This window comes from Sedimenticola selenatireducens DSM 17993 (assembly GCF_000428045.1).
GTDB lineage: Bacteria > Pseudomonadota > Gammaproteobacteria > Chromatiales > Chromatiaceae > Sedimenticola > Sedimenticola selenatireducens.
Window position 1 is genome coordinate 42,794 of sequence record NZ_ATZE01000008.1, and the last position, 12,535, is coordinate 55,328.

General features: G+C 58.7%; 11 protein-coding genes. 7 read left to right on the forward strand and 4 right to left on the reverse strand.

From position 1 onward, the window contains the following. Position 1: 1 nt before the first annotated feature. Complete coding sequence (locus tag A3GO_RS22880; protein WP_051301911.1) at positions 2-712, reverse strand: GntR family transcriptional regulator; 711 nt, start codon at positions 710-712, stop codon at positions 2-4. A 453-nt stretch (positions 713-1,165) separates the two neighbouring features. Here A3GO_RS22880 and aceE point away from each other — a divergent pair, with 453 nt between their 5' ends. The 7 genes from aceE (at position 1,166) to A3GO_RS0106825 (ending at position 10,252) form a co-directional block, all read left to right on the forward strand. Beyond that, a complete protein-coding gene (gene aceE, locus A3GO_RS0106795) occupies positions 1,166-3,853 on the forward strand; it encodes a pyruvate dehydrogenase (acetyl-transferring), homodimeric type (RefSeq protein ID WP_029132764.1) in 2,688 nt (895 codons plus the stop codon). A 28-nt stretch (positions 3,854-3,881) separates the two neighbouring features. Continuing rightward, positions 3,882-5,201: a dihydrolipoyllysine-residue acetyltransferase gene (gene aceF, locus A3GO_RS0106800; RefSeq protein WP_029132765.1), complete on the forward strand. Its 1,320-nt coding sequence runs from the start codon at positions 3,882-3,884 to the stop codon at positions 5,199-5,201. Positions 5,202-5,235: 34 nt separating this feature from the next. Then, a complete protein-coding gene (gene lpdA, locus A3GO_RS0106805) occupies positions 5,236-7,320 on the forward strand; it encodes a dihydrolipoyl dehydrogenase (RefSeq protein WP_084609866.1) in 2,085 nt (694 codons plus the stop codon). Between the two features lie 17 nt (positions 7,321-7,337). Further along, the gene (gene lipA / locus A3GO_RS0106810) at positions 7,338-8,300 is read left to right on the forward strand and encodes a lipoyl synthase (RefSeq protein WP_037374831.1); all 963 of its coding nucleotides are present in this window, start codon (positions 7,338-7,340) and stop codon (positions 8,298-8,300) included. Between the two features lie 176 nt (positions 8,301-8,476). Further along, entirely contained in the window at positions 8,477-8,986 is a 510-nt protein-coding gene (locus A3GO_RS0106815) for a c-type cytochrome (protein WP_029132768.1), read from the forward strand. 76 nt (positions 8,987-9,062) lie between these two features. After that, the gene (locus A3GO_RS26070) at positions 9,063-9,203 is read left to right on the forward strand and encodes a hypothetical protein (protein ID WP_157606746.1); all 141 of its coding nucleotides are present in this window, start codon (positions 9,063-9,065) and stop codon (positions 9,201-9,203) included. 275 nt (positions 9,204-9,478) lie between these two features. Then, a complete protein-coding gene (locus A3GO_RS0106825; RefSeq protein ID WP_245621683.1) occupies positions 9,479-10,252 on the forward strand; it encodes a TSUP family transporter in 774 nt (257 codons plus the stop codon). 25 nt (positions 10,253-10,277) lie between these two features. Here the strand turns inward: A3GO_RS0106825 and A3GO_RS0106830 are convergent, their stop codons facing one another. From A3GO_RS0106830 to A3GO_RS0106840, 3 genes are read right to left on the reverse strand one after another with little or no spacing between them, the layout of a single operon-like run. Next, a complete protein-coding gene (locus tag A3GO_RS0106830; RefSeq protein WP_029132770.1) occupies positions 10,278-10,961 on the reverse strand; it encodes an ABC transporter permease in 684 nt (227 codons plus the stop codon). Continuing rightward, positions 10,961-11,653 (reverse strand): ABC transporter permease, encoded by a 693-nt coding sequence (locus tag A3GO_RS0106835; RefSeq protein WP_029132771.1) that lies wholly within the window; start codon positions 11,651-11,653, stop codon positions 10,961-10,963. Before A3GO_RS0106835 ends, A3GO_RS0106830 begins: the two co-directional genes overlap by 1 nt. Positions 11,654-11,706: 53 nt before the next feature. After that, a complete protein-coding gene (locus A3GO_RS0106840; RefSeq protein ID WP_029132772.1) occupies positions 11,707-12,483 on the reverse strand; it encodes an ABC transporter substrate-binding protein in 777 nt (258 codons plus the stop codon). Between the last annotated feature and the right edge of the window lie 52 nt (positions 12,484-12,535).

A 12,535-nucleotide genomic window follows, 5' to 3' on the forward strand; every position in this document is an offset into this window, starting at 1 on the left:
GTCAGCCTGCTCCCCGCAGGCATTTTCCGATGTAGGCCAGATGCTCATGGGCGGCATGCCGTGCCTGGTTGGAGTCACCGGAAAAGATCGCCTGATAGATTTCTCCATGCTGGGCATGGATCGCCTGATAACTCTCCTCCATGGTGTAAATTTTCTCCCAGTTATGCAGCACCATATCACCCAGCAGATCGAACAGACTTTGGGTAAGGTGGATCAACGCCACATTGTGGGAGGCATCGGCAATCGCCATATGGAAGGCGGCATCCGCCTGTGCCTCCAACTCCAGATCACGCCGCTCATGGGCCGCCTGAAGCGCCTGGAAACGTTCCCGAATAACTGCACGGTCCATTTCGGTCGCCCGGGCCGCCGCATAACTGGCCGCCAACTCCTCCAGACCGTGTCGGCACTCCATCACATCGGAGAGCGCCTCCGGGTTATCTTTCAGCAGATTGGCCAATGGGTTGGTAATGGTGGTACCGAGTGCATCCAGCACAAAGGTACCCTCGCCCTGTCGACTGTAAATCAGACCCTGGGCCTCCAGCTTCAGCAGCGCCTCGCGCACCGAGGGGCGGGACACCTTGAGCTGCTCGACCAGCTCCCGTTCTGCCGGCAGCTTGTCACCGGGCTTTAACACCCCTTTGATAATCTGGGTTTTCAGCTGCTCGACGATCGAGTCCGAGACCCTGGCCGGTTTGATGGGTTGTAACTGCATGGTACTTCTCCGGATTAATTGGCGGTAGATGCCCCTGTCCCGGGACGCCACCTCCAAGGAATCGGAAAAAAACTGTTCCGATCCCTGATTTATCAACTGCCCGCGGCCGTAGCCCCAGTGGCAATCGAAAACAGTTTGGCATCCATGCACTACACTGAATTTCTACCGTCTTCACCCGAACAACGGAGAAACATTTACATTATATACAACCAATTATTTGTCTGACCATTGTTATAACACTAATCAGCATAAATAACGAAATAATAATAAATATTTGTTTTTTAAATATTTAATTTCATTACCGCTGTAACTTCTTAAATCCTTGTTATACATACCATAAAATTATTTGACATGTTTATTAACATACCTTTTAATGGTCAGACCATTAATACTACTAACAATGTGCCACCAATAATCCGAGCACAGCACTAAACCAGTCGAGGAAGAGATCAAATGAGCGATCGTTCAAGTGAATACCGGGACGTGGACCCCCAGGAGACCCTGGAGTGGATGGAAGCAATCGATGTGGTACTGGAGCGGGAAGGCACGGAACGTGCGAAATTCCTGATCAAACGCACCATCGACAAGGCCACGGCCGCCGGCGTCGAGCCACCCGACTGCTCCCGAACCCCTTATCTAAACTCAATCCCGGTCAGCCGCGAGCCGAGCCTGCCGGGAGACCCCGCAGTTGAAGCCAGGCTGCGTGACATCGTCCGCTGGAACGCCATGGCCATGGTGGTGCGGGCCAACCGCAAGCCGGCCGCTCCGGGTGGGCACATCGCCAGCTTCCAGTCCTCCGCTGTGCTCTACGAGACCGGCTTCAACCACTTCTGGCGTGCCGCCAGTGATGCGCACGGCGGCGATCTGATCTACTTCCAGGGCCATGCGGCACCGGGCATCTACGCCCGCGCCTTCCTGGAAGGCCGCATCAGCGAAGAGCAGTTGGACAACTACCGAATGGAGACCGGCGGCAAGGGCATCCCCTCCTACCCCCATCCCTGGTTGATGAAGAACTTCTGGCAATTCCCTACCGTTTCCATGGGCCTGGGACCGATCATGGCGATCTACCAGGCACGCTTCATGAAATATCTGGAGAATCGTGGCCTGATTCCCAAATCCAATCGCAAGGTGTGGGTATTCCTGGGTGACGGCGAGACCGACGAGCCGGAGGCGCAGGGCGCCATCGCACTCGCCGTGCGCGAAAAGCTGGACAACCTGATCTTTGTGATCAACTGCAATCTGCAGCGACTGGACGGCCCGGTACGCGGCAACGGAAAGATCATCCAGGAGCTGGAAGGCAACTTCCGCGGCACCGGCTGGAATGTGATCAAGGTGATCTGGGGTGCGGCCTGGGACAAACTGCTGGCACAGGACCACAACGGTCTGCTGCGCAAGCGCATGGAAGAGTGTGTGGATGGCGAGTACCAGAGCTTCAAGGCGAAGGACGGTGCCTATGTGCGTGAGTACTTCTTCGGCAAATACCCCGAGCTGAAGAAGATGGTAGAGCACATGACCGACGACCAGATCTACCACGACCTGATCCGTGGTGGCCACGATCCACAGAAGGTGTTCGCCGCCTACTCCGAGGCGGTCAATACCGAGGGCCAACCGACCCTGATTCTGGCCAAGACCGTCAAGGGTTACGGCATGGGTGAGGCCGGCGAAGGACAGAACATCTCCCACCAGCAGAAGAAGCTGGGTAATGATCAGCTAAAGAAATTCCGCGCCCGACTCGATCTCGATATCTCCGAAGAGGATGTCCTGGAGGCCAACTTCCTGAAACCGGCCGATGGCAGCCCGGAGATGCAGTACCTGCACAACCACCGCCAGAAATTGGGCGGCTACCTGCCGGAACGGCGCACCCAGGGTGATGTCCTGACCATTCCCGATCTCTCCATGTTCGACCTGCTGCTAAAAGGCACGGGACAGCGCACCATGTCCACCACCATGGCGCTGGTAAGGGCCATGGTCGCCATCTCCCGCAACAAGGAGATCGGTCCGCGCCTGGTGCCAATCGTACCGGACGAGGCGCGCACCTTCGGTATGGAGGGCATGTTCCGCCAGATGGGCATCTACGCCCCTGAGGGACAGCTCTACACGCCCATGGACTCCGGCGACATCATGCCCTACCGAGAGGATAAAAAGGGCCAGCTGCTGCAGGAGGGCATTAACGAGGCCGGCGCCATGTCGTCCTGGATTGCCGCCTCCAGCGCCTACAGCAGCCACGGCGTCACCATGATTCCGTTCTATATCTACTACTCCATGTTTGGTTTCCAGCGTGTGGGAGACCTGGCCTGGGCCGCCGGCGACCTGCAGGCCCGCGGCTTCCTGGTGGGCGGCACCGCCGGTCGCACCACGCTCAATGGCGAGGGACTGCAGCATCAGGACGGCCACAGCCAGCTGTTCGCCAGCTTCATCCCCAACTGCGTCTCCTACGACCCCACCTACCACTATGAAGTGGCGGTGATTGTGCACGAAGGCATGCGGCGCATGTTCCAGGAGCAGGAAAACGTCTTCTACTACCTGACCACCATGAACGAGAACTACAGCCACCCCGACATGCCGGAAGGCGCCGAGGAGGGCATTCTCAAGGGGCTCTACCACCTGCAAAGCAGCGAGGCCGAGAAGAAGGGCAAGAAGAAAAACCCACGGGTACAAATGCTGGGTTGCGGCACCATTCTGAACGAGGTGATCGCCGGTGCGGAACTGCTGAAGAACGACTTCAACATCTCGGCCGACATCTGGAGCGCCACCAGTTTCAATGAACTGTGCCGCGACGGGCAGGATGTAGAGCGCTGGAACCGGCTGCATCCGGAACAGACCGCACGGGTCAGCCACGTTGAGGCGTGCCTGAAGGACCGCGAGGGTCCGGTGATCGCCGCCAGTGACTATATGAAGGCCTTTGCCGAGCAGATCCGCCCCTTCGTGCCCGCCCGCTATCACGTTCTGGGCACCGATGGATTCGGCCGCTCCGACAGCCGTGAAGGCCTGCGCCGCCACTTCGAGGTGGACCGCTATTATGTCGCCGTCACCGCCCTAAAGGCACTGGCTGATGAAGGCGTCATACCGGTCAAGCTGGTCAGTCAGGCGATCAAGCAGTACGGCATCGACGCCGACAAACCCAATCCGGTAACCGTTTAAGCCGCGCACAGAACAAGGAGAAACAGACGTGACTATTAAAGAAATTCTTGTACCGGATATCGGTGACTTCAGCGACGTTGAATTGATCGAGATCCTGGTAGCCCCCGGTGACACCATCGCCGTGGATGACCCGCTGATTACCCTGGAGAGTGACAAGGCCTCCATGGAGATCCCCTCCTCCGATGCCGGCGTGGTGAAGGAGCTGAAAGTATCCCTGGGAGATAAGGTCTCCGAAGGGAGTCTGATCCTGTTGCTGGAGGTTGAAGACGCCGCAGCGGCAGACAAACCAGCGGCGGCGGAACCGGCTCCGGCAGCGGCCCCGGCGCCCACAGCCGCTCCGGTTGCAGCGAAGCCGGCACCCGGCAGCGCCGCCCCGGTCACCGAACCCGCCGCCGATTTGCGCCATGTCTCATTCGAGCGCACCCATGCCAGCCCGTCGGTACGGCGTATCGCCCGTGAAAAGGGCATTGATCTGAATACCCTGCAGGGTACCGGCCGCAAGGGCCGTATCACCCAGGAAGATCTCTCCAATGCGGGTCAGCGGGTACTGCAGGCACTGGCCAGCGGACAATTTGAAGAGCCCAGGCCGGCAGCCGCCGCACCGGCCGGGTCCGGCATTCCCGCCATTCCGGAGCAGGACTTCTCCAGGTTCGGCGAGGTGGAGTTCCAGCCACTGAGCAAGATCAAGCGACTCACCGGCATCAATCTGAGTCGTGCCTGGCTGAACGTCCCCCACGTCACCCACCACGACGAGACCGATATCACCGAAGTGGAGGCGTTCCGCAAATCACTCAAGGCGGAGACCGAGAAACAGGGCGTGCGGGTCACCCTGCTGAGTTTCTTCATGAAAGCGTGTGCCGCCACCCTGAAGGCCTATCCGACCTTCAACTCATCCCTGGATGGCAGCGGCGAAAACCTGATCCTGAAGAAGTACATCAATATTGGTGTGGCAGTCGATACACCGAACGGGCTGGTGGTGCCGGTGATCCGGGATGTGGACCAGAAGAGCATCTTCGAGATTTCTGCCGAACTGATGGAGATGAGCGCCAAGGCACGGGACAAGAAGTTGAAACCCGGCGACATGCAGGGTGCCACCTTTACCATCTCCAGCCTTGGGGGCATCGGCGGCACTGCCTTTACCCCAATCGTCAACGCGCCGGAGGTGGCCATTCTCGGTCTCACCCGTTCGCAGATGAAGCCGGTCTGGAACGGCAGTGAGTTCATCCCCCGCCTGATGCAGCCGATGTCACTCTCCTACGATCATCGGGTTATCGACGGCGCCCAGGCCGCGCACTTCGTGCGTCACCTCGGCGTGCTGATGAACGACGTGCGGCGGTTGCTGCTCTGAACATCCCCAACACCAAAACAAACGGAATAAGACCATGAGCAACATAGAACAGATTCACGTCCCCGATATCGGGGAGTTCGAAGATGTGGAGATTATCGAGATCCTGGTGTCGGTGGGTGATGCAATCAATATTGACGACCCCCTGATTACCCTGGAGAGCGACAAGGCCTCCATGGAGATCCCCTCGCCGCTATCGGGTACGGTGCAGGAAATTCTCGTCAAGCTGGGTGACAAGGTATCCAGGGGCAGTCTGATCCTGAGCCTGGATAAAGCGGTTGAACCCAAGGTGGCGGCACAGGAACCGCACCCACTGGTACAGGGCAGCGCCAAAAGCGGTGCGGCACCGGGTGATGCCGGCAAAACCGTGTTGCAGGATGTGTACGTCCCCGATATCGGAGACTTCCAGGACGTGGATGTCATTGAAGTGCTGGTGATGCCAGGGGACAAGATCAATGTCGAGACACCGATGCTCACGCTGGAGAGCGACAAGGCTTCCATGGAGGTCCCCTCCCCCAGCAGCGGTACGGTCCACTCGGTGCATGTCAAGGTGGGCGAGCAGGTATCCCAGGGTGATCTGGTGCTCACCCTGGAGGTAGCGAGTCCCGGCGGCGCCGGGGCCAAGGCCGCATCGACGGCTGCCAGTCCGCCACCGGCCGCCCCGAAGGTAGCCGCCAGCCAGGAGCCGACAGCCTATATAGGCAATGCCGATATCCAGGCCGACGTGGTGGTGCTGGGCGCGGGTCCCGGCGGTTATACCGCCGCCTTCCGTGCCGCCGACCTGGGCAAGAAGGTGATCCTGATCGAACGCCACAGCAGCCTGGGCGGGGTCTGTCTGAATGTAGGATGCATTCCCTCCAAGGCGCTGCTGCATGCCGCCAAGGTGCTGGAGGAGTCGCGCGATTTTCGCAAACACGGTCTCAAGTTCATTGAACCGGAGGTGGATCTGGATGCCCTGCGCGACTGGAAGAACGGTGTGGTTACCCGCCTCACCGGTGGCCTGATGGGACTGGCCAAACAGCGCAAAGTGCAGGTGGTGAACGGCTACGGCAAGCTCATTGACCAGAGCAATATCGAAGTGATCGATGCAGAGGGCAACAGCACCACGGTTGGTTTCACCCAATGCATCATAGCCGCCGGTTCGGCACCGGTGAAACTGCCGTTCCTGCCGGACGATCCGCGCATCATCGACTCCACCGGTGCCCTGGCGCTGAGGGAGATACCCAAGCGCATGCTGGTGATCGGCGGCGGCATCATCGGCCTGGAGATGGCCACCGTCTATCACGCCCTGGGCAGTAAAATCACCGTCGTAGAGATGCTTGACAGCCTGATCACCGGTGCCGACAAGGACATCGTCAAGCCGCTGCACAAGAAGCTGGAGAAGCAGTACGAGTCCCTACTCACCCAAACCCGCGTAACCCGGGTGGAGGCCCTGAAAGAGGGGCTGCGCGTCACCTTCGAGGGTGCCAAGGCCCTTGAACCCCAGCTCTATGACGCGATCCTGGTGGCGGTGGGCCGTTCACCCAACGGCCACAAGATCGACGCCCGGAACGCCGGCGTGGCGGTGGATGATCACGGTTTTATCCATGTGGACAAGCAGCAGCGCACCAATGTACCGCACATCTTCGCCATTGGCGACGTGGTGGGTCAGCCGATGCTGGCGCACAAGGCAGTGCATGAAGGCAAGGTGGCGGCCGAGGTGTGCGCAGGACTCAGCACCTTCTTCGACGCCTGGGTCATCCCCTCGGTCGCCTATACCGATCCGGAAATCGCCTGGGTCGGCAAGACCGAGGCGGAGGCCAAGGCCGAAGGGATCAAATTTGGTAAAGGGGCCTTCCCCTGGGCCGCCAGTGGCCGCTCCCTCTCCCTGGGACGTGATGAAGGGCTCACCAAGATGATCTTCGACGAGGAGAGCGGACAGGTGATCGGTGCCGGCATTGTCGGCCCCAACGCCGGGGATCTGATTGCCGAGGTCTGCCTGGCTATCGAGATGGGTTGTGATGCTTCCGACATCGGACTGACAGTGCACCCGCACCCGACCCTGTCGGAGACGGTGGCGATGGCAGCCGAGGCATTTGAAGGCACCATCACCGATCTGTTTATCCCGAAACGCAAGAAGTAACGGACAAGGCCAGCCAAATGACAGACTCCAGTGTAAAACGCAAAGTGGTGGCGGGCGAGAAGCTGCGCGATGCCGACAAGGTATCGCGCATCCCGATCAAGGTGGTGCCTGCCGCCGCACCGCTGCCGAAGCCGGAATGGCTGCGCATCAAGCTGCCCGACCCGGCGCAGCGGCGCCAGGTCGAAGCACTGGTGGCGGAGACCGGTCTGCACACGGTCTGTCAGGAGGCGGCCTGCCCCAACCTGGCGGAGTGCTTTCACCACGGCACCGCCACTTTCATGATCATGGGGGACATCTGCACCCGCCGCTGTCCCTTTTGCGATGTGGCGCACGGCCGGCCCCTGGCCCTCGATCAGGACGAACCGGCGCGCCTCGCCGGCGCGGTCCGCAAGATGCGCCTGCGCTATGTGGTGATCACCTCGGTGGACCGGGATGATCTGATGGATGGCGGTGCCGGTCACTACATGGCCTGTATCCAGGCCGTGCGCGCGGCCAATCCCGGCATCAAGGTGGAGATCCTGGTGCCGGATTTCCGCGGCCGTATGGAGCAGGCCCTGGAGATGCTCAGCGCCACCCCGCCGGACGTGCTCAACCACAACCTGGAAACCGTGCCGCGACTCTACAAATCGGTACGCCCGGGTGCCGATTACCAGTGGTCACTCGATCTGTTGCAGCGGTTCAAACAGGACAACCCCGGGATACCGACCAAGTCCGGCCTGATGCTGGGACTGGGAGAAACCCTGGAAGAGATCCGACAAGTGATGCAGGATCTGCGTCTGCACGGCTGTGAACTGCTGACCCTGGGTCAGTATCTGCAACCCAGCCCGCACCATCTGCCGGTCAGTCGCTATGTCACCCCGGCGGAGTTTGAACAGTTAAAGGCGTTCGGCGAATCGCTCGGCTTCTCCCACGTGGCGAGCGGGCCTTTTGTACGCTCCTCCTATCACGCAGACATTCAGGCCGCCGGACTGGTCGAATAACGCCTGTCGATTGTTCAGCAGGTAGAGACAGCTGTCTCCAATCAGAAACGGTTCAGCGGTTTTAACGACCTGAATCAAGGCGGCCGACTATAGTTGGATGTAGCATTAAACCAAGACGGCTGGACAGCTCACCGGCTTCAGTCACGGACTCTTTTCCAACATCGGAATCAAATACCATGCACCGATTCGGTTTTACACAACAACTGCTGTTTGCCCTGTTCGGCACCCTGATGGCCTGGGGTGCGGCGGCTGTCGATCCGGGCCCGGAAAAGACCCAGCCGCAGCAATACAACCTCGGTCTGGGACGGGCGGTTTTTTCCGGTGAGTGCATCAAATGCCATGGTGAACCCGACTCCGGCGCCCCCCAGTTGGGATCCGTGAATGACTGGGAGGAACGTCTGAAGACTCCGCTGGCGACCCTGATCAGCCACGCAATTAACGGACATGGGAAGATGCCTCCAAAAGGCGGGCTTGAGGATCTTACCGAGCGTGACGTTTCCGCCGCCGTCGCCTACGTGGTTGACCGCAGCCGGCTGCTGTTTGTCGAGTATGACGGGCAATCCGTCCTGCTGTTCGACAAGATCTGTCACGAAGAGAAGCAGCTCGAAACCTGCCAGCAGTCGCGTCTCGACAATACTCTGTTACTGCAGATGCTGTGGATGATTACCGGGCAGAAAAAAGAGTAGTCCTGACTCTGTCATCAAGCTGACGCATTCGTCGACTAGCCTGTGCCCTGAAACAGCAACTACAGGAGACAGGACAATGAATGACAAACTCGCTATCGGCTTTTCCGAAGCCTGTTTCGAACATGACGAGTTCGACTACAGTTATCTCGATCTGGACGACCTGGATGATCTGGATGACGAACAGGTACAGGATTATTTCGAATCCTTGAATCAGTAGCCCCCTCGCAGTTCAAGCCATAGGGCAGGCGGTGCTCGCCGCAGGACATGCCGGTGCCGGATTCAATCCGCCTGCGTTCGGGATCCGCTTAATACATGCCTGGCCGGTTTGACTCCGACCCCCACCCCGAAACATTCCCGACCTGTTGCGGTTGCTCCACGGTCGGTGTGTTGTCAGAATAGCCACCCAGCAGGACGATGCGCATCAGTCGCCACCGATGCAGTTCATCCAAGTCACCACATCCTGCGAAATCACCTGGAAATATTCGCGGCTATTTGCCATTCGGGGACAGCATCATCGAACTCTCATTACAACTACTGGCACTGCTGGCCCTGGTCGGATTCAGCGCCGGATTCGTCAGCTCAATCGCCGGTGCCGGCGGCCTGATCGCCCTGCCGGTGCTGCTTTCCATCGGCATTCCACCGATCAACGCACTGGCCACCAACAAATTCCAGAGTGTGTTCGGCACGCTCTCCTCCACCATCAACTATTTTCGTAAGGGACATATCGATTTTTCCCGACTCTATCCGGCCCTGCTGTGCGCCGGTGTGGGGGCGGCGGTCGGCACCTTTGCAGTGCAGAACATGAGCGCCGATTTTCTGCAACAGCTTATTCCCTTCCTACTGATCGGCATCGCCCTCTACTTCTGGTTCTCACCCCGGGTGGATGATCACGATTCACACCCCAGGATCAGCCAGGGCAAGTTCAACTGGACAGTGGGTGGCGGCATCGGTTTCTACGGTGGATTTTTCGGCCCCGGCATTGGCTCTTTTTTTGCCTTCGCATTCACCAGCCTGCTGGGTTACAACATGCGCCGAGCCACCGCCAACACCAAACCCCTGGTGCTGATGACCAACACTACGTCGCTGGTGATTTTTCTGTGGAGTGGTCAGGTGATCTGGAGTGCCGCCATCGTCATGGCATTGGGACAGATTATCGGCGCACGCCTGGGCTCCAGCATGGTGATCCGCCGTGGCGCGGCGCTGGTGCGACCCGCAATCATCCTCGCAACCATCGCCATGGCGGTGAAACTGCTTTTAAGTCAGTAGCGGGAACCGGTTGTCGGGCCGGCCTTCACGCCAGATGGCGATTAAGCCGCCGCTCAATCCTCTTGAACAGGAATACAATAACGTAGGTTATGACCAGGTAGAGCAAGGCCGTGGCGATATAGATCTCATAAACGGCAAAGGTTTTGGAAATGATGCGTCCGGCTACCCCGGTCAGATCGAGCAGGGTGATCACACTGACAAGGGAGGTCGCCTGCATCAGAAACACCACCTCGTTGCCATACATGGGCCAGGCGAGTCGCATCGCCTTGGGAAGGATGATTCGGCGATACATCAAGGCCCTACCCATGCCGCAGGCGCGGGCCGCTTCGATATCGCCTGACGGCACCGCCTGAATCGCACCGCGCAGTATCTCAGCCGTGTAGGCACCGGTATTCAGGGTCAGAGCCAGGACGCCGCAGAAATAGGCATCGCGAAAGAAACCCCACAATCCCAGATCACTCAACTCGGCGCGAAATTGCCCACTCCCATAATAGATCAGAAACAACTGCACCAGCAGGGGGGTACCGCGAAAGTAGAGGATATAGGCATAGGCCGGCATCCAGAATACGGCGTGCTTGGACAACCGCATCAGCGCCACGGGTACTGCGATCAGCAGGCCGATCAACAGACTGGTGACGGTAATCTCCAGGGTCAGTTGTGCTCCCTGAAGCAGCTTCGGCAGATTTTCCCAGACCACTTGCAGATCCATCACGGCTTCCCGGCGATGCCCCGATTCGCCCACTTTTCCGCTCTGTGTTGCAGTAGCATGGAGACGACGGTCAGGCCAAGAAAGATAATGGACGCGAGCAGGTAGAAAGTGAATGGCTGGTGCGTTGCATTGGCAGCGATCTTGGTCTTGCGCATCAGCTCATCAAGTTGAATGATCGATATCAGGGCGGTCGCCTTCAGCAACACCATCCAGACATTGCCCAGTCCCGGCAGGGCAAATCGCATCGCCTGCGGTAGCAGGATACGCCGGAAGGTGAGTATCCGGCTCATCCCCATTGCCCTGGCCGCCTCCAACTGTCCTGACGGGATGGAGATAAACGCCCCTCTGAACACCTCGGTACTGAACGCCCCATAAATGAAGCCAATTGCCAGAGTCCCGGCCAGAAACGGGTCCAGGTCTATGCGGATATCATGACCCAATCGTTTGGCAATATCCTGCAGCAGGGTGGGCACGCCAAAGTAGACCAACAGCAGCAGGATCAACTCCGGAATGCCGCGCACCACAGTGGTATAGGTGTCAGCGATAAAGTTGGCCAGTCGGTTTCGGGAGAGCTTGCCCCAGGACCCCAACAGGCCGAGCAACACGGCCAGCAGCATTGAACTGAGCCCCACCGCCACGGTTAGCCAGAGCCCGTCCAGCAGCATGCCGCCATAGCCTTTCAGATCAAACATGCGCCCGCCGGGAATGGGTTCGACCGGTCCGGTAACCGCCTGTCAATCCGGCGTTATTCACCATACACATCGAAATCGAAGTATTTGGCATTGATCCGGGCGTAGGTGCCATCTGCACGAATCTGTTTGATCGCCTGGTTGAGCTTCTCCAACAGGGCCGTATCTTCCTTTCTCACGGCGATACCAATCCCTTCGCCCAGATATTTTTTGTCCGTGAAGCCGGGTCCGACAAACTCAGCCGGCTGGCCACTCTCGGATTTCAGGAACTCACCCAGCACGAAGGAATCGGCCAGCAGCAGATCAACGCGACCGGAGAGCAGATCCAGATTGGCCTCATCCTGGGTTCCGTAGGCGCGCACCTCTACAATCTCACCAAAGCGGCCCCGTAAAAAGTTCTCGGCGACGGTTGAGCCCTGCACGCCAACGATTTTGCCTTCCAGAGCCTTCTCCGAGATCTCGAAGTCGGTTCCCTTGGCACGGGCGAACCGGACCGGGGTGGTGTAGTATTTATCGGTGAACGCGACTTTCTCCTTGCGCTCGTTGGTAATCGACATGGAGGCGATAATGGTGTCGAATTTTTTCGCCAGCAGGGCGGGAATGATGCCATCCCAATCCGAGGTCACCCACTCACAATCTGCCTTCATCGCCTCGCAGAGGGCATTACCGATTTCGATATCAAACCCGGCCAATTCGCCATTCTTATCAATAAGATTGAATGGGGGATAGGCTCCCTCGGTACCCATGCGGATCTTCATCGAATCGGCTGTCGCCCATCCGCTGGTACAGAGAAGCAGGGTGAGAAGTATTGCGCGCATGCTGATCGGTTTCATAAGCGTTCCTTGTTTAGGGTTGACTGTGTCGTGTGTGGTATCACTCGGCGAT

Coding starts and splice junctions, on each gene's coding strand:
- A3GO_RS22880 (WP_051301911.1), bottom strand. CDS start 712: ATGCAGTTACAACCCATCAAACCGGCCAGGGTCTCGGACTCGATCGTC.
- aceE (WP_029132764.1), top strand. CDS start 1,166: ATGAGCGATCGTTCAAGTGAATACCGGGACGTGGACCCCCAGGAGACC.
- lpdA (WP_084609866.1), top strand. CDS start 5,236: ATGAGCAACATAGAACAGATTCACGTCCCCGATATCGGGGAGTTCGAA.
- lipA (WP_037374831.1), top strand. CDS start 7,338: ATGACAGACTCCAGTGTAAAACGCAAAGTGGTGGCGGGCGAGAAGCTG.
- A3GO_RS0106815 (WP_029132768.1), top strand. CDS start 8,477: ATGCACCGATTCGGTTTTACACAACAACTGCTGTTTGCCCTGTTCGGC.
- A3GO_RS26070 (WP_157606746.1), top strand. CDS start 9,063: ATGAATGACAAACTCGCTATCGGCTTTTCCGAAGCCTGTTTCGAACAT.
- A3GO_RS0106830 (WP_029132770.1), bottom strand. CDS start 10,961: ATGGATCTGCAAGTGGTCTGGGAAAATCTGCCGAAGCTGCTTCAGGGA.
- A3GO_RS0106835 (WP_029132771.1), bottom strand. CDS start 11,653: ATGTTTGATCTGAAAGGCTATGGCGGCATGCTGCTGGACGGGCTCTGG.
- A3GO_RS0106840 (WP_029132772.1), bottom strand. CDS start 12,483: ATGAAACCGATCAGCATGCGCGCAATACTTCTCACCCTGCTTCTCTGT.